Origin of the sequence: Streptomyces lonarensis, from assembly GCF_012033735.1 — a bacterium.
Taxonomy (GTDB): domain Bacteria; phylum Actinomycetota; class Actinomycetes; order Streptomycetales; family Streptomycetaceae; genus Streptomyces; species Streptomyces lonarensis.
On record NZ_JAAVJD010000064.1, the window covers coordinates 1 to 24,067 of the forward strand.

A 24,067-nucleotide genomic window follows, 5' to 3' on the forward strand; every position below is an offset into this window, starting at 1 on the left:
GCGGGGTGGGCGGGCGCCGGCCGCGGCCCGGCGCCCGCCGTCGATCATCAGCGGTAGTCGGCGGCGTCCACGCCGGGGTCCGCCGTGAAGGCGGGGATGTAGCGCCAGGCGTCCGGCTGGGAGCCGTCGGCGTCGGTGAAGCCGTACTCCCGGGCCAGCCCGCCGCTGGAGAGCGAGCTGCCGTTGAAGCGGTGGACCTCGGGGTCGCCGGCGAGCGCGGCGGCGGCCCGGCCCACCAGCAGCGGCGACTCGGCGATGGCGAAGGAGGGCTCGGCGGCGATCGCGTCCCGCCAGTTCTCCTCACTCACCCCGAAGTGGTCCAGCATCTGCTCCGAGCGCAGGAAGCCGGGGGTCAGCGCGACAGCGGTGCAGCCCTTCTCCTTCAGTTCCTCCCCGAGGGTGAACGCCATGCGCAGCGGGGCGCACTTGGCCAGGTCGTAGTGGAAGTGCTCGCGGTAGCGCGGGCCGTTGTACGCGGTGGTGCCGTCCGTCATCTCGATCAGCAGCCCGCCGGGGCGCCGCACGAGCAGCGGCACGGCGAAGTGGGTGGTGATCACGTGGGTCTCGACGCCGAGGCGCAACATCCGCAGGCCGCTCTCCAGGTCGGCCTCCCACACCTTCTGGTTGAAGGCCAGCAGGTGGTCGCCGCCCCAGACGTCGTTGACCAGGACGTCGAGCCGGCCGTGGTCGGCGTCGATCCGCTCGACCAGCGCCCGCACCTGGTCGGGGACCAGGTGGTCGGTGGGGACGGCGACACCCCGGCCGCCGGCCTCGTCGATCAGCTCCGCCGTGCCCTCGATCGTCTCGGTCGAACGGCCGACCTCGCTGACCCGGGTGCGGGTGGTGCGGCCGGTGGCGTAGACCGTCGCACCGGCACGGCCCAGTTCGACGGCGATCGCCCGGCCGGCGCCGCGCGTGGCGCCGGCGACCAGCGCCACTGTGCCGGTCAGCGGTCGCTCCTGCTGGTTCACGGCAGTGTTCCTCTCCTCGGTCCGTCCCCGTCCGCGTCGCACGCTGCCAGCGATACCTGACATCCGCTGTCGGGTTTCCCGGCAGATGTCGGGCCGGCCCCGGCACGGTGGGGTCAGCGGTACCCCCTGGCGCCCGGCCCTCGGGCGGGTGCCTCGCTCCGGTCGCCCGGACAGCCGCCGCCGACCACCCGGCTGCCGTGAGCCGTGCGGGTGGCGGCCCGTCCGCACCACCCCGGCGCGCGAACGCGTCCGGCGTGCGCTCCGGCGCGGTCGGGCCGATGCTGGGGGCGTGGAAGAGACGGAGTTCTGGGAGATCGTCGACAGCACGCGGGAGGCGGCCGGGGAGGACCCGGACGACCACGCCGACCTGCTGGTCGAGCGGTTGTCCGCGCTGGACCCGGTGGCGGTGACGGATTTCGCCCGCCACTTCGAGTCGCGGTTCCAGCGGGCGTACCGCTGGGACCTGTGGGGCGCCGCCTGGGTGCTGCTGGACGGCGCCAGCGACGACTGCTTCGAGAACTTCCGCTGCTGGCTGATCGCCCAGGGCCGCCGCGTCTTCGAGGGCGCGCTCCACGACCCCGACGCACTGGCCCTGCTGCTGCCCCGGTTCGACGAGGAGGCCGACGGCGAGGCCGAGGATGTCGGCTTCGCCGCTTTCGACGCCTACGAACAGCTGACCGGGGGCGAGCTCCCGGAGCTGGGGCTGCCGGAGGCGCCGAGCGAACCCCTGGGCGTGCCCGTGGACTTCGAGGACGACCGCGCACTGGCGGTGGCCTACCCGCGCCTGTGGGCGAGGTTCCGCACCGGCACCGGCGACGCTCCCCGGCAGTCGGGCGGTCAGGGCCTAGCCTGAGCGCCATGGCTGACTCTCCGCGCGATCCCGTCGTCCCCGCCCCCTCCCCGCCTCCCGCCGCCTCCGGCGAGCCGACCGCGCGGGACGGCGCGGCGCCCCCCGGGGAGGCCGATGGCACGGCCGCGCCGGCCGCGTCGGCCGCGGCCCCGCTCATCGTCGCCGGGGAAGGGGCGCCCGAGGAGACGCCGCTGCGGGGCCGGGTCGCGGTGACGGGGTCGACCGGGCTGATCGGCTCCGCCCTCGTCCGCTCGCTGCGCGCCGACGGGTACCACGTCGTGCCGCTGGTCCGGCACGAGGCGTCCAACCCGGACGAGGTGCAGTGGGACCCGACGGGCCAGGACGTCGCGCAGAACGCCACGGCGCTGCTCGGCTGCGACGCCCTGGTGCACCTCGCGGGCGCCGGCGTCGGCGACCACCGCTGGACGGACGCCTACAAGCAGGAGATCCGCGACAGCCGCGTCTTCGGTACAGCGGCGCTGGCCGAGGCGCTGTCCACCATGGACGACCCGCCGCGCACCTGGCTGTGCGGCTCGGCCGTGGGCTACTACGGCGACACCGGCGACCGGCCCGTGGACGAGACCGCCCCGCCCGGTGAGGGCTTTCTCGCCGACGTCTGCCAGGAGTGGGAGGCGGCGGCGCTGCCCGCGGCGGCGGCCGGCGTCCGGGTGGTGCATCCGCGCACCGGACTGGTCGTGGCGCGGGGCGGCGGCGCCTGGGGGCGCCTGTTCCCGATCTTCCGGGCCGGGCTCGGCGGCCGTCTCGGGGACGGCCGGCAGTACTGGAGCCACATCTCGCTCCACGACCACATCGCCGCACTGCGGTTCCTGCTGGCCGAGGGCGCCTCGGCCCCGGGCGGCCCGGTGAACCTCACCGCGCCCGAGCCGGTCACCAACCGGGAGGTGACGCGTGTGATGGGGCAGGTGCTCGGCCGTCCCACCCTCTTCCCGGCCCCCGCGCCGGCGCTGCGGCTGGCGCTGGGCGAGTTCGCCACCGACGTGCTGGGGAGCCAGCGCGTGGTCCCGCGGCGGCTGCTGGACGCCGGTTTCACCTTCGTCCATCCGGGCGTCGAGGACGCAGTGCGGGCGGCGTGGGAGGGCGACGCGCCCTGAGCCGGGCGGTGCGGCCGGGCCCGGGCGGGCGGTTCGGCCCCGCCGGGCCGCTCCCGAGGTGCCGCTCGGCCCGTCCTCGGGGACCATGGCGGGGCGTCCGCATCGTGCGGGGCGCGGCCGCCGTCGACGGGGGGCGCGTACCGCCCGTCGTGCGCGGCCCGCGTGCGACGATGCCCGGTTCGTGCGCGTGCGACGCACCCGTACGTTCGTCCTATTGTCGGCCTGCGTCTTACGTATCACCGGGCCACCGGCGGGCAGGAGGCGCCAGGAGGCCGGAACCCGATCCACCCGCACCCCGGCCCGACGCACCGACCACCTCCAGGGGAGGGCACGTGCCCAGCAGCCGAAAGCACCGCAGCGAGACCGACGTCGTCGTCATCGGCGCCTCACCCGCCGGCCTGGCGGCCGCCTACCACCTCACCGGCGCCGGCCTCTCCGTGACCGTGCTCGAAGCCGCCGCCAGACCCGGCGGCCGCCTCGCCACCGTCCGCCGGGACGGCTTCCTGCTGGACCGCAGCAGCTGGCTCCCGGTGCCGGGCACCCCCGAGCTGCGGCGGCTGCCCGGCCCGCTCCCGGTGCGGCGGCTCACCGGCGGTGTGGTGCTGCACGGCACCGACCGCGCGCATCGGATCGGCGCCGCGGTGGGTCACCCCGGCCCGCGCCACCAGCGGACCCTGACGGGCACCTTCGACCAGGCCTGGCTGCGGGCCAACCTCGGCCGGCTCGGCACCCTCTCCGAGTCCCGCCTCCACTCCCGCCCGGAGCTGACCGCCCACGCCGCCCTCGCCTCCCGCCCGATCCCCTCCCGCATCAGCGAGGGGTCGCTGCGCCCGCTGCTGACCGCGCTCCTCGGCGACCCCGACCTCACCGCCTCCCGGCGGCTGAGCGACCTCACACTGCGGGCGTTCGCCCGGTCCGGGCTCGGTATCACCGCCGGCGGCGCCGACGCGCTGCCCCGACTGCTCCTCGCTGCGCTGCCGCCCGGCACGGTACGCACCGGCGCACGCGCTGCGTCGGTCGCCACCACCGCCGTCACCACCGAGGACGGCGACACCGTCGGCTGCCGCGCCGTGCTGCTGGCGACCGGCGCCCGGGAGGCGGCGCGCCTGGTCCCCGGCATCCGCGTCCCCGACCACCACCCGGTGACCGTCCTCCACCACGCCACGCCCGCGCCGCTGGAGGCGGGACCGGAGCTGCTGGTGGACGCCGCGCGCCGCGGCCCGGTCACCCACACCCTCGCCGTCTCGGCCGCCGACCCCTCCCGGGCACCCGAGGGCCGCACGCTGGTGACCTCGGTGGTCCTCGGCGCGGAGGCGGGCGAACCCGCCGACGTGCTGGACAAGGCCGCCCGGACGCAGCTGGGCACCCTGTACGGCACGTCCGCCCACGACTGGGAGCTGCTCGCCGCCCATCACGACGCCGAGGCGATCCCCGCGCTGCCGCCGCCCTTCGCCCCGCAGCGGCGGGTCCGGCTGCTGGACGGCATGTACGTCTGCGGCGACCACCGCGCGACCCCGGGGATCACCGGCGAGCTCTCCTCCGCCCGCCGCGCCGCCGAGGCCGTGCTCTGGGACTCCGGCCTCCGGCCCGCCGAGACGCTGAAGAGCGCGGCAGCCTGAGAGCCCACGCCCCGCCGCAGGACGGAGCGGCGGGGCGCGTGGCCGGCCCACCCCGGCCGACCACGGCCCGACGGGCGCGGCGGGCGCCCCCGCGCCCGCCACCCGTCATGTCGACCTCGTCGACGACCACCCCGGATGCTCCACCCCACCCCGGATGCCGGGCCCACCCGCCCGGCGCCGCGCCGCCCCTCCGGCACGGCCTTCCCACTCGTTCGCCGCTCCGCTCCCCCGAGCGGCTCAGCGCGACGCCGCGGCCCGTTCCCGGTAACTGCGGACGACCGCCGCGTCCCGGTAGGGCTCCAGCCGTCGCTCGAAGTCGTGGATGTACTCGTGCGCCCGCACGGAGCGCATCTCCGACGCCTGCTGTGCCGCCTCGGAGGCCAGCGCGCACGCCTGCTCCAGCTCGCCCAGCCCCAGCCGCGCGGTGGCCAGCACGACGCGGCAGAACAGCCTGCTGCGCGCGTACGCCGGGCCCCGCAGCTGGAGCGAGCGCTCCGCGTGCCGGGCCGCTGCCCGGTGCTGCTGGAGGTCCCGGTGGCAGTGGCCGCACTCGTCGGCCAGCTGCGCCTCGTCGAAGAAGCGCGCCCAGTGCGGGACCTCGTCGCCCGGCCGGGACGCCTCCAGGGCCCGCTCGGCGCGCGCCAGCGACGCGGTGCAGGCGCGCACCTCGCCGAGCAGTCCGTGGCCGCGGGCCTCGGCCGCGTGCAGCAGTGCCTGCACGGCGGGCGGCGCGGAGGCGGCGGTCCCCTGCTGCGCGACGCGAGCAAGCTGGACCGCCTCCCGGCCGTGCCCGAGGTAGACCGCCTGGCGCGACATCGAGACCAGGACGTAGCTGCCGTAGCCGCGGTCGCCCGCCGCCTGCGCCAGCCGGAGCGCCTGGACGAAGTAGCGCTGCGCCAGGCCGTGAGCGGCGATGTCGTACGCCGTCCACCCGGCCAGGCGCGTCAGGTCCGCCGCCGCGGCGAAGATGCGGCGGCCGGTCTGCTCGCTGTAGCTGCCGCGCAGCAGCGGCTCCAGCTCGTGTTCGAGGTAGCGGATCAGCGCCTGGCGGGCGTGGCCGCCGCCGTAGGCGTTGTCGAGCTTGCGGAACAGGTCGGCGACGGAGTGCAGCGCCGCGATGTCACCGGCGGTGACCCGCTGGCCGGGCCCGCGCCGCGGCAGGACGCCCGACCCGCCTTCCTTGCCCCCTCACCGGAACGGAGCGCTCATGAGCGGCACCACGGCCGACCGCGCAGCACCCAGCGGACCGCCCGACCTCGGCGCCCTGCCGGCGTTCGACTGGCGGGAGGCGCCGCCGGGCACCGGCTGCCGGCTGACCCCGGCCGGCGCCGGCCTGCACCTGGGGACCGACCGGCAGGGCGACGCCGTCTCGCTCGCCGCGCCGGGGCCGTCCGGCACCCGGGTCGGGGTGCTGGGCGAATCGCTGTTCGGGCGGCTGTTCGCGCTGCGGCTGCTGGGCCTCGGCGCCCGGGTGACCGCGGTCAGCCGGGTGCCGGACAAGTGGGCCCTGCTACGGGAGGCGGCCGGTGACCGGCTGCTGCTGGCGGCCTCTGCGGCGGGGTGGCCGTCGTCCGAGCCCGAACCGCCCACCGTCGGGGACGGCCCGCAGGTCCTCGTGACCGACCAGCGCCGGGCACCGTCGGCGGCCGCGGCGGACGGTCAGTGGCGCACCGTCCTCCACGTCACCCGCTCCGCGCCCGCGCGCTCCGCCTTCTGGTCCGCCGCGGACGTCGTCCTGGCGCTCGGCGCGCCGTTCGGGGAGGCCGCGGGACGCGTACTCGGAGCCGACGCCCGCCGGTTCACCGAGCGGCTGGGGGACGGCGAGATCGCGCTGTTCCGGCCGGATGGGGCGCACGTACTGCGGCCGGACATCGCGCCCGCGGAGACGGAGCTGCTGACGCCCTGACCGGGAGGCCGCCGCCTGCGTGCCGCCTCCCCGCAGGCGGGGGCGGTGCGCCCGTTCGGGGCCGTTCGGTGACCGCCGCCGGGCCGTTCGGCCCCTGCACGGGTGAGGCCGGGTGCACGGACTCGATTCGCGACACAATGTGGCGCAGACTGGTTTGAGGTCTGCGAAAGGCCGTGCGAAGATCACCGATCCGGGCAACTCATGCCGTTGTCCCGTCGGTTGGGGAGTTCACTTGGACATCCGGCTGCTCGGTCCGCTGGAGGTGTCGGCGGACGACGGATCGCCGCTCGTGGTGAGGGGCCCGCTCCAGCGGTCGGTCCTCGCCGCCCTGGCGCTGCGTGCGGACCGGACCGTGCCCGAGGACGAGTTGATCCACCAGCTGTGGGGCGCCGACCCGCCGGCGGAGCCCCGGACCGCGCTGCGCCGCCACGTCCGAGCGCTTCGGGAGCTGCTGCCCGCCGGCCGACTGCCAGAGGTGCCCGGCGGGCATCTGCTGCGAATATCGCGCGAGGAGACCGACCTCGGCCGCTTCCGCGCGGCGCTCGTGCAGGCGCGCGAGGTGGCCCCCGCCTCGCCCGGGGAGGCGGTGCGGCTGCTGGACGCGGCGCTGGAGCTGTGGCGCGGCACTCCCCTGGGGCGGTTAAGCTCCACCTCGCTGCGCGAGCGCGAGCTGCCGCGCCTGGCCGACCTGCGGCTGACGGCGCTGGAGGAGCGCGCCGAGCTGCGGCTCTCGCTCGGGCGGCACGAGGAACTGCTGCCGGAGCTGATCACGCTGGTCCGCGACCATCCGCTGCGGGTGCGGCTGGCGGGCCAACTGGTGCAGGCGCTGCACCGGGTGGGCCGGGTCTCCGACGCCGCGGCCGAACTGCGCCTCGCGTACCAGCGGCTCGGTGACGGTTCCGCCGAGCTGCGGTTGGTGGAGGCCGGGTTGCGCGCGGAGGACGCGATGCTCCCGACCGGTCTCGCGGAGCGTCTGGACCGCCTCGCCACCTCGCCCGAGATGAGCGGTCGTCTCGCCGCCTCCGTCTTCCCGCTGCTCGGCATCGCCGATGTCCGCCAGTACAGCTCCGGCGCGGTCTCCGCGCTCGCGGGGTGCACGCCGCGGGAGGCGTCCCAGGCGCTGGAGCGGCTGACCGCCGCCGGCTTGGCGCGCGGCCCGGTCGCCGGGCTGTACGCGCTGGGCACGGAGGAGCGCGCCGTGGCCTCCCGGCAGGCCGCCGCGCTGCCCGAGGCGCGCCGCCGGGCGCACCTCGCGGGGCTCGCGTGCTGGTACCTGGGCTCGCTCTACCGGGTCAACTCGCCGCTGTCGCTGCAGGAACGCCACCGCCGCCGCTACCAGGACGGCGCGGACCGGTTCCCGCACGGCCGGCTCTTCACCTCCGCCGACGAGTCGTTGGGCTGGGCCGACCATGCCCGACAGGAAGTGCTGGCCCTGGCGCACCAGTTGTCCGCCCCGGAGTACGACGACGGCGGCGACCCGCTGGCCGGCCGGCCGCTGAGCGACTTCGCGCTCGAGGTCCTGCACGCGATGGAGAGCTACTTCCGCATCCGACTCACCTGGCGGGTGCAGCGCCGCATCGCGGAGATCGCACTGCGGGTCGCCCAGCGGCGGGGCGACGTCACGGCGGAGGCCGTGGCGCTGACCCAGCTCGGGCGCGTGCACAGCCAGCGCCGGGAGCCCGCGCGCGGCGTGGAGGTGCTGGAGCGGGCGGTGGAGCTGTTCCGGTCGGTGGGGGAGGAGGAGGAAGCGCTGTACGCGCTGAGCGTGGTCGTGCCGTGCCTGGGCACGGCGGGGCGCCTGGACGAGGCGGTGAAGCTCTCGGAGGCCGCGCTGGAGCAGGCGAGGGCGGCGGGGCTGGAGGAACTCTCCATCACCATCCGCCACAACCTGGGCCGCTGCCATCTGCTGATCGGCAACCTCGCGCGCGCCCACCGCATGCTCACCGAGGGCTATGCGATGGCCGCCCGGGTGCCGTACTTCCGGGCCTACGGCGCCGGCGCCCTCGCCGAGTACCACCTCGCCACCAAGGACTGGGGCGAGGCGGTCCACTGGGCGGACCGCGCGCTCGGGCACGCGGCCGAGCAGCCGTTCGACCCGTTCATGGTCGCGAAGCAGCGGACCCGCCGCGCCACCGCGCTGCGGGGGCTCGGCCGGGAGCAGGAGGCACGGGTCGAGGACATGCAGGCCCAGGCGCTGCTGGAGGACCTCAACCGCCGGGAGGAGAGCCTGCTGCGGGTGACCCCGGTCGGCGAGGAACCGTTCGACCCGGACGCCGCGTCCGTCCAGATCTGACCGCTCCCGCAGCCGGCGCCTGCTGCCGCCGCTGCCCCTCAGCCGGCCGCCGGCCCCGCGGCCCCGGGCCCCGCCGGAGGGCGCCGGTCGGGCGCGACGGCGGGACAATGGCCCCATGGAACCGCGGCCGACCGTCCCGCAGACGCCCCGCCGACCGGTCGTCGGGCGGGAGCCGTCGCCGGCGGAGGCCCTCCGTGCCGGTGCGTTGCCGCTGGACGGCGGCCTCTCCGACGCGATGGCCGCCGCGGGGGCGGATGTCTCCGGACCGCTCTGGACGGCCCGGCTGCTGCTGGACGACCCCGAAGCGGTGACCGCCGCCCACTCCGCCTTTCTCGCCGCGGGCGCGCGGGTGCTGACCACCGCGGGCTACCAGCTCTCCCCGGCCGGGCTGGCCCGGCGCGGGCTGGCCCCCGGCGAGGCCGCCGCGGTGGCCGCACGCGCCACGGCGGTCGCCCGGGCGGCGGTGGATCGGCAGCGCGAGCGGGTGTGGGTGGCGGCGTCGGTCGGGCCGCTGGGCGCGGTGCGGGCCGACGGGAGCGAGTACCGGGGCCGCTACGAGCTGACCGAGGCGGAGCTGGTCCGCTTCCACCGCCCGCGCATCGAGGCCGCCGCCGCGGGAGTCCCCGACCTCCTCGCCCTGGAGACCGTCCCCGACGCCGTGGAGGCGCGGGCGATGCTGACCGCCGCGGCCGCCGTCGACATACCGGTGTGGCTGTCCTACACCGTCGCCGGCGGAAGGACGCGCGCCGGCCAGTCGCTCACCGAGGCGTTCGCGGTGGCCACGGGAGACCCCCGCGTGATCGCGGTCGGCGTCAACTGCTGCCATCCGGCGGAGGTCGCCCCGGCGCTGCGCGTCGCGGCCGCCGTGACCGGTCTGCCGGGGGTCGCCTACCCCAACAGCGGGGAGGCGTGGGACGCCGGGCGCGGCTGGCACGGCCCGGCCGCGCGGACCGCCGGCTCGGTCGCCGCGTGGTACGAGGCCGGCGCCCGGCTGATCGGCGGCTGCTCTGCCGGGTCGGCCCCGACCGGCTCGCCCCGGTCGCCGCGGCCGTCCGGCGTCTCGGGGCGCCCGCCTGACGGGCACCGTCGGGCCGTACGGGCGCGGGGACCGCCCGGCGCCGGACCGTCCGGCCGCCGGGCAGGCCACCCGGCCGGTGCCACCGCGGGGACGGTCCGGTGCGCCGCCCCTCAGCCGAGGGTGGCGACCAGTACGGCCTTGATGGTGTGCAGCCGGTTCTCCGCCTCGTCGAACACCACGGAGTGCTCGGACTCGAAGACCTCGTCGGTGACCTCCAGCGACTCCAGCCCGAACCGCTCGTGGATCTCCCGGCCGAGCGCCGTGCCGAGGTCGTGGAAGGCCGGCAGGCAGTGCAGGAACTTCACGTCCGGGTTCCCCGTGGCCCGCAGCACGTCCATGGTGACCGCGTAGGGCGCCAGGTCGACGATGCGCTCCTCCCAGACCTGCGCCGGCTCCCCCATCGACACCCAGACGTCCGTGGCGACGAAGTCGGCGCCGCCGACCCCTTCGGTCACGTCCTCGGTGAGGGTGATGCGCGCTCCGCTGACTGCGGCGAGCCGGCGGGCCTCGGCGACCACCTCGGCCGCGGGCCAGTACCGCTCCGGCGCCACGATCCGCACGTCCATGCCGAGCAGTGCCCCGGTGACCAGGTAGGAGTTGCCCATGTTGAAGCGGGCGTCCCCCAGGTAGGCGAAGGAGATCTCCTCCAGCGGCCCCGGGTGGTGCTCGGTCATCGTGAGGACGTCGGCGAGCATCTGCGTCGGGTGCCAGTCGTCGGTCAGGCCGTTGTAGACGGGGACCCCGGCGTGGTCGGCCAGCTCCTCCACGGTCTGCTGGGCGCTGCCCCGGTACTGCACCGCGTGGAACATCCGGCCCAGTACCCGCGCGGTGTCCTTCGCCGACTCCTTGTGGCCGATCTGCGAGCCGGCCGGGTCGAGGTAGGTGGTGGTGGCGCCCTGTTCGGCGGCGGCCACCTCGAAGGCGCAGCGGGTGCGCGTCGAGGTCTTCTCGAAGATCAGCGCGATGGAGCGGCCGGTCAGGCGCCTGACCTCGGTGCCCGCCCGGCGGGCGGCCTTCAGTTCGGCCGCCAGCTCGATCAGCTGGCGGAACTCCGCGGCGGAGAAGTCCAGTTCCTTGAGGAAGTGGCGCCCCGTGAGGTCTGTCGCCATGGTGGCTCCTGGGTCGTTGCGTCGGCGCGATGGATGCCGGGAGCTGGAAGTATATGCATCGCTCGGTATCGCTATGCGGGCCGGGGTGGTCCCCTGCTCTCCGGAGGCGGTCGGCCCGCCGCGCCGACCGCCCCTTCACGGCGCCGCGTCCCGCTCGACCGGGCAGCTCATGCAGCGCGGGCCGCCCCGGCCGCGCCCCAGCTCGCCGCCGGGGATCTCCAGCACCTCGACCCCGCTGCGCCGCAGGTGCGCGTTGGTGGTGGTGTTCCGCTCGTAGGTGAGGACGACGCCCGGTTCGACGGCCAGCACGTTGCAGCCGTCGTCCCACTGCTCGCGCTCCGCGGAGTGGGTGTCCTGAGTGGCGGTGAGCACCCGCAGCGCGTCCAGGCCGAGCGCCGCCGCTATGGCGCGGTGCATGTGCTCCGGCGGGTGGTCGGTCACCTTCAGCTCGTGCTCGGCGGCGCCCGGCTCGATGGTGTAGGAGCGCAGCATCCCCAGCCCCGCGTACTGGACGAAGGTCTCCCCGTCGACCATGGTCAGCACCGTGTCCAGATGCATGAACGCCCGGGTCTTCGGCATGTCCAGTGCCACGATGGTCCGCGCGGACCCAGCGGCGAACAGCCCCCGGGCGAGCATCTCCACCGCCTGCGGGGTGGTGCGCTCGCTCATACCGATCAGGACCGCCCCCGACCCCAGCACCAGCACGTCGCCGCCCTCGATGGTGGACGGGTAGGCGGCCTGGCCCTCCGACCACAGCCGGAAGGGGCGCGCCGCGGCGGAGGTGAAGAGCGGGTGGTGGTGGTAGATCGCCTCGAAGTGCACCACCTCGCGCCGGCGCGCGGGCCACCGCATCGCGTTGATCGACACCCCGTCGTACACCCACGCCGAGGTGTCGCGGGTGAAGAGGTGGTTGGGCAGCGGCTGGAGCAGGAAGTCGTCCGGCTCCATCGCGTGGAACCGGACCGACGTCGGCTCGGCATGGCGCTCCAGGAACTCCCGCTTCGTCATGCCGCCGACCAGCGCGCCGGCCAGTTCCGCCCCCGGCAGCTCCTCGAACGCCTCCCGGAGGTGGTCCGTGGCCAGCGGCCCGTACTCCTTCTCGTCGAAGACCCGGTCCAGTACCAGCTCGCGCGCCGCCGGGATCGACAGGCTCTCGGAGAGCAGGTCCTGGAACAGGTGGACGGCGACGCCCCGCTCGCGCAGGACCGCGGCGAAGGTGTCGTGCTCCTGCTGGGCCCGGCGCACCCACAGCACGTCGTCGAAGAGCAGGTCGTCCTTGTTGGACGGTGTCAGCCGCTTCAGCTCCAGACCCGGACGGTGGAGCACGACGCGGCGCAGTCGGCCGACCTCGGAGTCGACGTGGAATCCCATGTCCACCATCCTGCCCGGCCACGCCGGCTCACGCCCCTGATCCGGCCGCGTCTGCGACGCGCGCCCGGTTCACCCCCGGGCGGCACCCTCCCGACCCTGCCCCTCGATCAGCGCGGCCACCCCGTCGAGCAGCCGCTCCAACCCGAAGGCGAACGACTGCTCCGGGGGGATGCGGGCGCCGTACAGCTCGCCGACGACGGGGCCGACCCGGTCGGCGACCGGGTACCGGCCGACCGGCCAGACCTCGTTGAGCAGCGGCTCCACCGCCTGCCACCACTGGTCGTCCGTCATTCCGGTGCGGTCGTCGACGTCGGCGGCCGCGATTGCCGAACGGGACGCACCGTGCACGTAGTTGGTCACCAGGTCGACCACGCTGTCCATCTCGACCTCCGTCAGGCCCACGCCGTCCACCGCGTGCAGCGCGCGTTCGTACCAGTCCAGCACGTGCGGGCCGAGCGACGGGCGGGCGGTGGTCACCTGCAGCAGCCAGGGGTGGCGCAGGTTCAGCTCCCACTCGTGCCGCGCCACCGCTGCCAGCCTCTCCCGCCAGCCGGAGTCCGGGGCGGCCCCGGCGTCGGAGTGGAGCGGCGCGGTGCGGGCCGGCTCGGGGCCGTCGGGCCCGGCGAGGACCCGGTCCAGCATCAGGTCCACCAGCTCCGCCTTGCCGGGGACGTAGGTGTAGAGGGACATCACGGTCACGCCGAGCCGCGCCGCCAGTCGCCGCATCGAGAGCGCGGCCAGCCCCTCCTCGTCGGCGAGGGCGATCGCCTCGCGCGCCACCGCCTCCGCGTCCAGGCGCGGCCGCGGCCCGCGAGAGGGGCGGGGCCGGGCGCCCCAGAGGAGTTCCATGGTGGCGCGCGGGTCGCCGGCGCCGATGGTCGCCGTGGCCTCGGGCTGCCCCGCCGCGTCCCCGCCGTCGGCGTGGCCGGTCGTGCCGGGCTGTTCGGTCGGGTCGGGGGCGCGGCCGGGGTCGTGGTTCTGGTCGTCGGTGTCCATGGGGGGCTCCTTCGTGGAACAGGGCTCGTCGGGTGGTCCGTCCGCGGCGAGGCTGCCGCGGCCACGCCCCGAGGTTACTCCGTACGGTGTAGAGTGTCTATCTCCGTACAGCGTAGAGAGGTAGTGCCGCATGTCGACCGAGGGCGAGATCAACGTGGTCAGAGCGCGGGAGAACAACCTGCGCGAGGTGTCGCTGCGCATACCGAAGCGGGGGATCACCGTCTTCACCGGCGTCTCCGGCTCCGGCAAGTCCTCGCTGGTCTTCGACACCATCGCCGCCGAGGCCCAGCGCCAGCTCAACGAGACCTTCACCGCCTTCCAGCGCGGCTTCCTGCCGCAGTACGGCCGCCCGGACGCCGACGCCCTGGAGAACCTCTCAGCGGCGATCGTGGTCGACCAGAAGCGGCTCGGCGGCAACTCCCGCTCGACCGTCGGCACCATCACCGACATCGCGCCGCTGCTGCGGCTGCTGCTCTCCCGGGGCGGCACCCCGCACCACGGCGCCGCCCACGCCTACTCCTTCAACGACCCGCTCGGCATGTGCCCCGCCTGCGAGGGCATCGGCCGCACCACCGAGATCGACCTCGACGCCCTGGTCGACCAGTCCCTCTCCCTGAACGGCGGCGCCATCCGGCACCCCGACTTCGGGGTCGGCAAGTGGTTCTGGGAGAGCCTCGCCGGCTCCGGGCTCTTCGACAACGACAAGCCGCTCCGCGACTGGACCGACGCCGAACGGGCCACCCTGCTGCACGGCGGGGACGCGCTCGGGCCGACCCCCAAGGGGTACGAGGGGCTGCTGGAGAGGTTCACCCGCGTCTACGTCCGCAAGGACACCGCCGAGATGGCGGAGCGCAACCGCAAGGTCTTCCTCCGGTTCGTCACCGCGGCCACCTGCGGCCGCTGCGCCGGGAGCCGGTACAACGACGGCGTGCTGGCCAGCCGCGTGGGCGGCCACTCCATCGCCGACCTCTCCGCCATGGAGGCCACCGAACTCCTCGCGCTGCTGCCGACCCTCGCCGCGCCCGACACCGAACCCGTCGTGGCGAGTCTGGCCGACCGGGTGGGCGACCTGGTCGCCATCGGCCTCGGCTACCTCTCGCTGGACCGGGAGACGACCAGCCTCTCCGGGGGCGAGTCGCAGCGCATCAAGATGGTGCGCCACCTCAGCAGCAGCCTCACCGACATGCTCTACGTCTTCGACGAGCCGAGCATCGGGCTCCACGCGCGCGACGTCCACCGCCTCAACGCCCTGCTCCGCAAGCTGCGCGACAAGGGCAACACCGTGCTGGTGGTCGAGCACGACCCCGACGTCATCGCCATCGCCGACCACGTCGTCGACATGGGCCCGCGGGCCGGGGAGCACGGCGGGCAGGTCGTCCACCAGGGCACCCCGCAGACCCTGGCGGCAGCCGACACCGTCACCGGCCGCGAACTGCGGCGCCGCGCCCCCGTCCGGCAGGAGGCCCGGACACCCACCGGCCGACTGGTGGTCAGCGGCGCGGCCCGGCACAACCTCCGCGACGTGACGGTCGCCGTTCCCACCGGGGTCGTCACTGCCCTCACCGGGGTCGCCGGCTCGGGCAAGAGCACGCTGGTGGGCGCCTTCCTGGAACAGCACCCGGAGGCGGTCGTCGTCGACCAGTCCGCCGTGGGCACCAACCGGCGGTCCAGCCCCGTCACCTACACCGGGATGCTCGACGGCATCCGCCGGCTCTTCGCACGCGCCGGCGGCGTGAGCGCCTCCCTCTTCAGCTTCAACTCGGCCGGCGCCTGCCCGGGCTGCCAGGGCATGGGGGTCGTCTGGACCGACCTGGCGTTCATGGACGGCGTCCGGACGCCCTGCGAGGAGTGCGGCGGCCGCCGCTTCCGCGAGGAGGTGCGCCGCCACACACTGCGCGGGCGCTCCATCGACCAGGTGCTCGCCATGACCGCCCGGGAGGCGGCCGAGTTCTTCACCGAACGGGCCCTGCACGCCTCGGCCCGGGCGATGGTGGACGTCGGCCTGGACTACCTGCGGCTCGGGCAGCCGCTGTCCACGCTCTCCGGCGGGGAGTGCCAGCGGCTGAAGCTCGCCACCGTGCTGCACCGCGAGGGCAGCGTCTACGTGCTGGACGAGCCCACCACCGGGCTGCACATGGCCGACGTCGACCGGCTGCTGGGCATCGTGGACCGGCTCGTCACCGCCGGGAACACCGTGCTGCTGATCGAGCACAACCTGGAGGTGATCAAGCAGGCCGACTGGATCATCGACCTGGGGCCGGAAGGCGGCAGCCGCGGCGGCCGCGTGCTGTTCGAAGGAACGCCGCGGGCGCTGCTCGACTGCGCCGAGTCGCACACCGCCGAGTTCCTCCGACGCGAGGCGGCCGCTGCCCGCTGACCACGGGAAGCGGCACGGGTGGGGGCGGCCGGGAGCCGCCCCCACCCGGCGCGTCAGGGTTTGCGGGCCACCAGCCCCCACTGGTCCATCTGGTCCAGCGGCGCCGGGGCCGCCGTGTCGGGGTGCCAGTCCGGGATGGGGCCGACCCCCGGGGGCAGGATCTCCAGCCCCTTCGCGGTGGCGGCCAGCTCCTCCCGCGACCGCACGTAGTAGGGCGCGGCCCCCGACGCGGCGTAGTGGACGTTCAGCTCCACCATCGCCGGGGAGTCGATGCTGTCGCACGTCACCAGGTAGGAGCCCGAGGGCAGCCGGCTCATGTACTCCTGCACCAGCTCCGCCGCAGGGCCCGGCTCGATGTGGCCCAGCATCGACAGCAGCATCAGTGCGATCGGCTGCTCGAAGTCCAGCGTCTCCCGGGCCGCCGCCAGGACGGTGTCCGGGTCCCGGACGTCCCCCTCGATGTAGACCGTCGAACCCTCGGGCGTGGAGGTCAGCAGTGCCTCGGCGTGGAGCAGCACCAGCGGGTCGTTGTCCACGTAGACGATGCGGGCGTCGGGGGCGTGGCGCTGCGCCACCTGGTGCGTGTTGTCACCGGTCGGCAGGCCGGTGCCGATGTCGAGGAACTGCCGCACGCCGGCCTCGCGCACCAGGTGGCGGACGGCTCTGCCGAGGAACTGGCGGGAGGCCACCGCCAGGCCGGCGGCGCTCGGGTAGTCCGCCAGCAACTGGTCCACCAGCTGCTTGTCCACCTCGTACCAGTCGCTGCCGCCCGCGCAGTAGTTCCACACGCGGGCGGAGTGGGGGACGGAGGTGTCGATCCGGGAGATGATCTGGTCGCGGTCCCGCGGGGTCCGGTCTTCGCTCACGCGTTGCTCCGTTCGGGTCGGGTACGGCCCTGGCGGCCCGGGCGCGGCGCACGGCGGGCGCCGCGCCCTCCCGAGCGGGGCGCGCCGGTCGCCGCCGGCCGGGGTGCCGACGGGCGACGCCAGGCGCTCCGCACACGGAGCAGGTGCGTGGCGTCACCATCAGTCAGGGTACTCCCGGGGCGCGTGCTCGCACCGGGAAACGCTCCCGCGCGCGCCGCGGCCCGAGCCCCGCGCGCACGCGCGGGCGGGGCCCGGGCCCCCTGGGGAGAGGGAGTCCGGGCCCCGCCGTCGGCGTGCCGTGCCTGCTACCGGTCAGAGCTCCTTGATGCGGATGTCGCGGTAGGAGACCACCTCACTGGCGCCGTGGACCTGCAGGCCCAGGTAGCCGGAGGCGTTGCGGCGGCCGTTGCTGCCCGGGTCGCCGCCGCGCGGCGGCTCGAAGACCTGGCCGCGCGAGTTCTCGAACTCGTTGATGAGGACACCGTTGCGGTAGACCTCGTAGGACTGGCCGATCACCCGGATCTCGTAGTCGTTCCAGGTCCCCTTGGGGGTGACCCCGGCGCCGCCGAGACCGACGCGGTCGAACCCGTAGATCGAACCGGTCTTGTACATGTCCCCGTCGGGGCGGTCGTAGATCTGGATCTCGTGCCCGTAGTTGATCGCCACCCACTCGGGCCGCGACTCCTCCGGGTGACCGTGGACGTCGGGGAAGCGCACGAAGACGCCGCCGTTGGTGAAGATCCCGTCGGGCGCGTCGTCACGCCACTGGAGCTTCAGCGAGAAGTTCTCGTACTGCCGCTCCGGGAACCACAGCATCCCCATGCCGTTGACCTCGGTGCTGCTGGTCATGGCGTTGTCCTCGGACAGGTTGAACGCCCCGCCGCCGACGTGCTGCCAGCGCTCGAAGCTCCGCTCGCTGCCGTCGAAGAGGCTCCGGTAGCCCTCGGTGTTGCCGGGGGTGCCGACGCCGGAGTCACGCGCGGCCTCACGGATCAGGCCGGCCTCGCGCTCGTCGATGACGCCCTCGTCGAGGAGCTGGTCCACGACGCCGTCCACGTGCCGCAGGAACAGGGCGTGCGAGGACCAGTCCTTCTCGTCCTCGATCCGCTCGTTGATGCGGCAGCGGGTGTCGGTGATGCGGTTGGGCACGCCGGTGTCCACGTCGCCGACGATCACCGTGCGGCGCTCGTCGAACTCGGCGCAGTTGGGGGCGGGGACCCCGCCGCCGCGCGCCACGCTGAAGACGACCTGGCCCGGCTCGGAGGTGTTGCCGGCGTTGTCCGTCGCGCGGTAGGAGACGGTGTGCCGCCCCACCCCGTCGACGATGACGGTGTCGGTGTACTCCAGGTACGGGCCCGCGTCGAGCGAGTACTCGATGCGCTCCACACCGGAGTCGTCGTCGGTGGCCTCGACCGTCACCCGGGCGTGGCCGATGTAGGCGCCGCCGGAGTTGGTGGTCCCGGCGACCGTCGCGGAGACGTCCGGGGGAGTGGTGTCCTCCTCGACCAGCTCGACCACGGTGAACTCGACGCTCGCCTCCTCGGAGGTGTTGCCGGCGCGGTCGGTCGCCCGGTAGCGCAGCACGTGCGTGCCGAGTTCGTGGACCGCGACCGGGCCCTCGTACTCCTGCCAGTCGCCGTCCGCACCGAGCGCGTACTCGATGGTGTTGACGCCCGAGCCCGCGTCGGAGGCGGTCACCGTCACGGTGGCCGAACCGAGGAAGTTGCCGTCCCCGTCCTGCTCGCCGCTGACGGTGGCCGAGGTCTCCGGCGCCTCCTCGTCGTCACTGGGCTCGACGACGGTGAACTCCACCGTGCCCGGCTCGGAGGTGTTGCCCGCCACGTCGGTGGCGCGGTACCGGACCAGGTGGTCGCCCACCTGGTCCACCACGACCGGGTCGGTGTAGGGCTGCCACTCGCCGTCCTCGCCCTCGGCGAACTCGACGCTCTCGACGCCGGAACCGCTGTCGGTCGCCTCCAGGGTGACCGTGGCGGAGCCGAAGAAGTTGCCGTCCTCGTCCTGGGCGCCGCCCACGGAGGCGGTCACCTCGGGGGCGGTGGTGTCCTCGCCGTCGTCCTCGGTCACCACCAGGGTGCCCTGCATTGCGCCGTGGCCGGGGATGGCGCAGTAGTACCGGTAGGTGCCTGGCGTCAGGTCGACCTCGACCTCGTACACCCCGCCGTTGTTGTCGGTCGGGTTGGCGAGGATGTTGATGTCGACGTCGTTGTTGTACTGCGGGTCGCTGGTGTCGAACGTCAGCGTGTGCGGCATGGCGATGTCGTTGCCGGCCTCCTCGCTGTTGTCGAACACGATGGTGGCCGGGCCGGCGACGGCGGTCTCCGGCGCGGAGGCGTAGGTGTCGACCCGGTCGTCGGCCGTCCAGGTGAGCACCTGCTGCTGCGCGGTCTCCGCGTCGTTCCGCGGTTCGGCCTCACCGGACCGGCTGTCGGCGCCGGCGAACGCCACCGCCGGGGTCAGCCCCAGCAGCAGCACCACCGAGGCCAGCAGCGCGGTCCACAGGCCGCCGCGGCGTACGCGGTGCGGCGCTACGGTTGTCGGTCTCATCAGTCGCCCTTTCTGACCAGGTCGGCCGCGGCCGGGGTCGGCGCGCCACCGTCGTAGGTCACCCGCCACAGGGCGGACTCGGAATGGGAGGTGAAGAACCCGCGGCCGTAGTCCAGCACGTACAGCGACCCGTCGGGTGCGAACTTCCAGTCCATGAGGTTGCGGATGCCGCCCTCACCGACCGGGATGATGTCCTTCAGCGACTCGCCGTGCGTGGGCAGCGCCCCGGTCCCGAGGCTGTCGGGGTCGAGGATCACGGCGTGGCGCGGCTGCACCCCGTCGTAGAAGTCGCCGACGAACCACTTGCCGTCCCAGTAGGAAGGCCACTTGACGTCGCTGGCGCGGTTCTCGTCGTACCGGTAGACCGGGCCGGTCATCGCGGCCTGGCCGCCGCCGCGGGCCCACGGCAGGAGCTGGAACTCCTCGTCCGCCTCGTAGGAGGGGACGCCGTCGGCGTTGCGCGGGTAGTCGGTGCCGCCGCCGTTGGGGGCGTACCAGATCGACACCGGGGTGATCGGCGGGATCTTGACGAGGCCGTCGTTGTGCGGCGACTCGTTGCGCGGGGCGTCGCAGTCGTACCAACCCAGCGGCTGGTCCGGGTTGGGCAGGTTGCGGTCCCGGTAGGGCTGGTTGTTGCCCATGCAGAACGGCCAGCCGAAGTTGCCGGGCTCGGTGATGGCCGCGTACGACTCGTACTTGGCCGGGCCCCAGGTGGGACTCGGAGCCGAGGCGTCGGGGCCGACCCAGCCGGCGTAGAGCACGTCGGTCTGCTTGTCGACGAAGATCCGCGAGGGGTTGCGGACGCCCATGGCGTAGATCTCGCCCTTGGTCTTGCCGCCGCCCTCGGCTGTCTCGCGTCCCGTGAACAGGTTGCCCGCGGGGAGGGTGTAGGTGCCGTCCTGCTCGGGGTGGATCCGGAGGATCTTGCCGTTCAGGTTGTTGGTGTTGCCCGAGGTCCGGCGGGCGTCCGCGAACGAGATGCCCTGGTAGACCGGCTCCGGGTTGTTGCCGGAGTAACCGTTGGTGAAGCCGGAGGAGTTGGTGTCACCGGTGGCGATGTACAGGTTGTCGTGGCTGTCCCACGCCATGCCGCCGCCGGCGTGGCAGCAGCTGTGGATCTGCACCTCCCAGTCCAGCAGCACCTTCTCCGAGGACAGGTCCAGCCTGCCGGTGGAGCGGTTGACCGTGAAGCGGGAGACCCGGCGCTCGGCGACGCGCTTGTCGCGGTCGATCTCCGAGTGCGGCGTCCAGTGCAGGTAGATCCACCCGTTGGTGGCGAACCGGGGGTCGAGCTCGATACCGAGCAGGCCCTCCTCGGTCTTGACCAGTTCGCCGCCGCCGCCCTTGTTGCCGAAGATCGTGAGGGACCCGACCAGCGAGACCTCCTCGGTCCTCGGGTCCCAGACGTGGATCTCGCCCTCGCCCTTGCCGATGTCCGGGTTGTTCCAGTCGGTGACGACGGGTTCGCCGGAGGGGCGGCCACCGCGGCTGATGTAGAAGATGCGGCCGTCGGGTGCCGCGACGAGACCGTGCGGCTCACCGATCTGGTCGTGCTCGCCGGGCTGGTTGGGCGCGGTCAGCCGCTCGGCGACGTAGTTGCCGGTGACGGTGGCCTGGCAGTCCGCGCGGGCGACGCGGTTGGTCCAGGTGAGGGCGCCGCGGAGGTGGTCGCGGAAGTCGGCCTCGGCCCAGGACCCGACGGTGCCGCCCATGGCTGTGTAGAACGACCGGCCGCCGGCGTAGTCCTGGCACCAGGAGATCGGGTGGTCGGGCCCGTTGGCCGACTCGCCGGGCTCGTAGTCGAGTTCCCGGACGCGCGCGACGGTGTGCACGTCGCCCGAAGGGTTGTCCTCCCAGTTCAGCCACCGGTCCAGCCGGTTCCACTCCAGGGGGAGGTCGGCGGTGGCCGGGTGCTCGCGGTCCCCGACCTCGACGGTGGCGCGCTGGGCGACGCTGCCGCTGTCCTCGGTGGCGCGGGCGCCTATGAGGTCGCGGTACCAGTCGGAGTAGGGCTCGGTGCGGGCCGCCTCGTGGACGCCGAGGAAGCCGCCGCCGGCGCCCAGGTAGGCCTGCAGGCCCAGTTCCTCCTCGGGGTTGAGGACGTCGCCCTCACCGGTGAGGAAGACGACGGAGTTGAACGTGCCGAGCTTGCGGCCGTCGGTGAAGACGGAGGCGTCGTCGGTGGCCTCGATGCGGAACCGCTGGGCGGCGGGTCCGGAGCGGCCGATGCTCTCCAGCGCGGCGATACCCGCGTTGACGGTGGGGGATTCCTCGTTGGCCGAGCCGTGGAAGACCAGGACGCGGACGTCGTCGCCGCCCGGTGGGGACGGCAGGTTGAGAGCCGAGGCGACGCTTTCCGCCGACGGCTGGGCGCTGGCGGGCGTCGCGTAGAGCGCGCCGGTTGCCATCACGCCGGAGAGCAGAGCCGCGGCCCAGGCGCGCGTGCGACGAGAGCGGCGCATGCGGCCGCCCGCGTCCGCGCCGGGTCTGTTCCCGGGCTCGGAACTCATGGGACTGTGATGCGGTGTTGGCCGCATGTGCCACCCACTCCTCACTGCTTACGGGGTCAGCGAGCAAGGTAGACCCCCGACAGGTGCACGCCAAGGGGTTATGCCGAAAGACGGCAAAAGTTGTCCTGGGTCTGGAAAAAGTCGTCGCGGGTGGCTACGTTGTGCCGGTCCCGAGAGGTGACGCTCCTCGCGTCGTCGCTCAACTGGCCGGAATCAGAGGGAGTTGTGCTGATGAATGCCGCGACCAGCGGCCACGGCGGTGGCAACGGATCCGAGGGCGCCTGGCGCGACGCGAGCACCACGACGGGCGACCGCGGGCTCGGCAGGAGGTCGCTGTTCTGGGGCGCCGCCGCCCTCGCGGGTGCCGCGTCCCTGACTGCCGTCAGCCCGCCGAGCCGCGCCGACGGTGCGTCACCGATGTCGGTCCGCACCGCCAAGGCACGCAACGAGACCCGCCGCATGAAACTCTTCATCGAGCGGCTGAGCGACGGGCGGATGGGCTACGGCCTGGAGAAGGGCAAGGCCAGCATCCCGGGGCCGCTCATCGAGATGGTCGAGGGCGACACCCTCCACATCGAGGTCGAGAACACCATGGACGTGGACGCCAGCCTCCACGTCCACGGCGTCGACTACGAGATATCCAGCGACGGCACCCGGATGTCGAACAGTCACGTCCCGCCGGGCGGCAAGCGCACCTACACCTGGCGCTCCCACATCCCCGGGCGTCGCGCCGACGGAACCTGGCGCGAGGGCAGCGCCGGCTACTGGCAGTACCACGACCACGTCGTGGGGACCGACCACGGCACGGCCGGGGTGCGCAACGGGCTCTACGGCGCCCTGGTGGTCAGGCGGGACGGCGACATCCTCCCCGACCGCACGCTGACCATCGTCTTCAACGACATGCTCACCAACAACAACCGCGTGGGACCCGACTTCGAGGTCACCATGGGCGACCGGGTCGAGATCATCAACCTCACCCACGGCGAGCTGTACCACACCTTCCACATCCACGGGCACCGCTGGGCGGACAACCGCACCGGCCTGCTCAGCGGCCCCGACGACTCCAGCCGGGTCATCGACAACAAGATCACCGGCCCGGGTGACTCGTTCGGCTTCCAGATCGTGGCGGGGGAGGGCGCCGGACCAGGCGCCTGGATGTACCACTGCCACGTGCAGAGCCACTCCGACATGGGCATGGCCGGGCTGCTGCTGGTCAAGCGGCCGGACGGCACCATCCCCGAGTACGAGCACCACCACGCCGGCGGCGGTGACGGCGGCGGCCACGACAGCCACGGCGGCGCCGACGAGGGTTCCGGGCACGACCACTGACGCGACGGCGCCGCGTCGGCGGCGGTGACCCGGCACCGGGCGGTGCCGGGCCACCGTTGTGTCAGCGGGCGGTACCGGGCCGCTCCGGCGCGGGGCTCCCGGTGGCGTCGGCGTCGACATCGGCGTCCCGGTCGGCTTCGGCCGGGGGCCCGGCCGCCTCGGACGTCCCGGGGGCGGGCTCGGCCGCGGTCACGCTCTCGGCGGCCGTCGCCGTGCCGTCGGTCGTCGCCGACGCCGGGGCCGGGGCCGTCGCGTCGGTGGCCGCGACCGCCGACGCCGCGTCCGAGACACCCGCCTCGGCGGCGGTCGCCTCCACCGTGGCGGCGGTCGCCGCGGGGCGGCGGGCCAGCTCCGGTTCCACCGTGTCGACCAGCGAGGGATGCGGCTCGCCGCCCGCCATCCGCAGCAGCCCGCGCAGGCACCGGACCGTCAGCAGCCAGTTCTTCGGGTTCCGCATGTTCAACCCGCCGATGAGCTGCCGCAGCATGGAGAGCGTGTCGAAGTAGACGCGCTCGCAGACGAGGTTCTCCGCCTCGTCGAAGAGGAAGTAGGCCGTCATCCGCACCCGGAAGGTGCCGCCCGTCGCGGGAATCTCGCCGAGCGGACCGAGATGGGTGCCGATCAGCCAGAACTCGACGATCACCGCGTCGTCGGCGTGCCGGAGCGCGATGATCTCGTGGCGCTGGTCCGGGAAGGCGATCCGCGTCTCGTGGTAGTAGCCGCGCACCTGGTCACCGCCGTCATGGACGGTCATGGTCGGTATCAGCTCGTAGTGCGGGTGGGGGAAGGTCGACAGCACGTCGTCCCACTCCTGCCGCACCTCGTCCTCGAAGTGGTCCAGCACCAGCTGCTGGCGTGCCGCGCGGATCTCTGCGGTGATCATGTCGTTCCTCACGTGGGGGCGGTCGGCTGCGACCGGGACGCGCCGGGCGCGCTCCGTCGCACACCCGGCCGGGGCGAGGTCACCGTAGGCGCGGCGGCGCCCGGCAACGCTCCGCCCGGGCGGCCCCGGGTGCGGTTCCGGCCCGAGTTGGCGTTGGACAACACCGCGCCGGCCGACGTCCGCGGGTTCCCGCTGCCGCTGGCGCTGCACGGGGGCGAGGCGGTGTCGTTGA

The 24,067-nt window shown here is 74.2% G+C and carries 15 protein-coding genes and 2 pseudogenes; 8 read left to right on the forward strand and 9 right to left on the reverse strand.

Annotation, left to right across the window (positions count from 1 at the left end; translation table 11 throughout):
* Nucleotides 1–47: 47 nt before the first annotated feature.
* Nucleotides 48–971: an SDR family oxidoreductase gene (locus tag HCN56_RS10850; RefSeq protein ID WP_312871172.1), complete on the reverse strand. Its 924-nt coding sequence runs from the start codon at nucleotides 969–971 to the stop codon at nucleotides 48–50.
* 289 nt (nucleotides 972–1,260) lie between these two features.
* Here HCN56_RS10850 and HCN56_RS10855 point away from each other — a divergent pair, with 289 nt between their 5' ends.
* The 3 genes from HCN56_RS10855 (at nucleotide 1,261) to HCN56_RS10865 (ending at nucleotide 4,552) form a co-directional block, all read left to right on the forward strand.
* Nucleotides 1,261–1,824, forward strand: a complete 564-nt coding sequence (locus tag HCN56_RS10855) for a DUF4240 domain-containing protein (RefSeq protein ID WP_167969764.1) — start codon at nucleotides 1,261–1,263, stop codon at nucleotides 1,822–1,824.
* A 5-nt stretch (nucleotides 1,825–1,829) separates the two neighbouring features.
* A complete protein-coding gene (locus HCN56_RS10860; protein ID WP_167969766.1) occupies nucleotides 1,830–2,933 on the forward strand; it encodes a TIGR01777 family oxidoreductase in 1,104 nt (367 codons plus the stop codon).
* Nucleotides 2,934–3,265: 332 nt separating this feature from the next.
* A complete protein-coding gene (locus HCN56_RS10865; protein WP_312871173.1) occupies nucleotides 3,266–4,552 on the forward strand; it encodes an FAD-dependent oxidoreductase in 1,287 nt (428 codons plus the stop codon).
* A gap of 237 nt (nucleotides 4,553–4,789) precedes the next feature.
* Here HCN56_RS10865 and HCN56_RS10870 read toward each other — a convergent pair.
* A pseudogene (locus tag HCN56_RS10870) lies at nucleotides 4,790–5,704 on the reverse strand (NsdA family TPR-like regulatory protein); the annotation flags it as partial.
* A gap of 55 nt (nucleotides 5,705–5,759) precedes the next feature.
* Here HCN56_RS10870 and HCN56_RS10875 point away from each other — a divergent pair.
* The 3 genes and pseudogenes from HCN56_RS10875 to mmuM all read left to right on the forward strand — a co-directional run bounded on the left by HCN56_RS10875 (nucleotide 5,760) and on the right by mmuM (nucleotide 9,828).
* Complete coding sequence (locus HCN56_RS10875) at nucleotides 5,760–6,458, forward strand: hypothetical protein (protein WP_245246445.1); 699 nt, start codon at nucleotides 5,760–5,762, stop codon at nucleotides 6,456–6,458.
* A 232-nt stretch (nucleotides 6,459–6,690) separates the two neighbouring features.
* Nucleotides 6,691–8,751, forward strand: coding sequence for a BTAD domain-containing putative transcriptional regulator (locus tag HCN56_RS10880; RefSeq protein ID WP_167969770.1), 2,061 nt, complete (start codon nucleotides 6,691–6,693; stop codon nucleotides 8,749–8,751).
* A 115-nt stretch (nucleotides 8,752–8,866) separates the two neighbouring features.
* Nucleotides 8,867–9,828, forward strand: a pseudogene (mmuM, locus tag HCN56_RS10885) (homocysteine S-methyltransferase).
* A 111-nt stretch (nucleotides 9,829–9,939) separates the two neighbouring features.
* Here the strand turns inward: mmuM and argF are convergent.
* The 3 genes from argF to HCN56_RS10900 form a co-directional block, all read right to left on the reverse strand.
* Entirely contained in the window at nucleotides 9,940–10,938 is a 999-nt protein-coding gene (argF, locus tag HCN56_RS10890) for an ornithine carbamoyltransferase (RefSeq protein WP_167969772.1), read from the reverse strand.
* 135 nt (nucleotides 10,939–11,073) lie between these two features.
* On the reverse strand, nucleotides 11,074–12,309 hold the full coding sequence (locus HCN56_RS10895) for an arginine deiminase (RefSeq protein WP_167969774.1): 1,236 nt from the start codon (nucleotides 12,307–12,309) through the stop codon (nucleotides 11,074–11,076).
* Nucleotides 12,310–12,378: 69 nt separating this feature from the next.
* Nucleotides 12,379–13,305, reverse strand: coding sequence for a TetR/AcrR family transcriptional regulator (locus tag HCN56_RS10900; RefSeq protein WP_167969776.1), 927 nt, complete (start codon nucleotides 13,303–13,305; stop codon nucleotides 12,379–12,381).
* A 130-nt stretch (nucleotides 13,306–13,435) separates the two neighbouring features.
* Between HCN56_RS10900 and HCN56_RS10905 the strand changes: the two genes are divergently transcribed.
* Entirely contained in the window at nucleotides 13,436–15,682 is a 2,247-nt protein-coding gene (locus tag HCN56_RS10905) for an ATP-binding cassette domain-containing protein (protein ID WP_167969778.1), read from the forward strand.
* A 53-nt stretch (nucleotides 15,683–15,735) separates the two neighbouring features.
* Here the strand turns inward: HCN56_RS10905 and HCN56_RS10910 are convergent, their stop codons facing one another.
* The 3 genes from HCN56_RS10910 to HCN56_RS10920 form a co-directional block, all read right to left on the reverse strand.
* A complete protein-coding gene (locus HCN56_RS10910) occupies nucleotides 15,736–16,548 on the reverse strand; it encodes an SAM-dependent methyltransferase (RefSeq protein ID WP_312871174.1) in 813 nt (270 codons plus the stop codon).
* Between the two features lie 312 nt (nucleotides 16,549–16,860).
* Nucleotides 16,861–19,113 (reverse strand): OmpL47-type beta-barrel domain-containing protein, encoded by a 2,253-nt coding sequence (locus HCN56_RS10915; protein WP_167969780.1) that lies wholly within the window; start codon nucleotides 19,111–19,113, stop codon nucleotides 16,861–16,863.
* The gene (locus HCN56_RS10920) at nucleotides 19,113–21,623 is read right to left on the reverse strand and encodes a ThuA domain-containing protein (protein WP_167969782.1); all 2,511 of its coding nucleotides are present in this window, start codon (nucleotides 21,621–21,623) and stop codon (nucleotides 19,113–19,115) included. Before HCN56_RS10920 ends, HCN56_RS10915 begins: the two co-directional genes overlap by 1 nt.
* A 231-nt stretch (nucleotides 21,624–21,854) precedes the next feature.
* Here HCN56_RS10920 and HCN56_RS10925 point away from each other — a divergent pair, with 231 nt between their 5' ends.
* Nucleotides 21,855–22,952: a multicopper oxidase domain-containing protein gene (locus tag HCN56_RS10925; RefSeq protein WP_167969784.1), complete on the forward strand. Its 1,098-nt coding sequence runs from the start codon at nucleotides 21,855–21,857 to the stop codon at nucleotides 22,950–22,952.
* A 61-nt stretch (nucleotides 22,953–23,013) separates the two neighbouring features.
* Here HCN56_RS10925 and HCN56_RS10930 read toward each other — a convergent pair whose 3' ends face one another.
* A complete protein-coding gene (locus tag HCN56_RS10930) occupies nucleotides 23,014–23,835 on the reverse strand; it encodes an ester cyclase (RefSeq protein WP_167969786.1) in 822 nt (273 codons plus the stop codon).
* Between the last annotated feature and the right edge of the window lie 232 nt (nucleotides 23,836–24,067).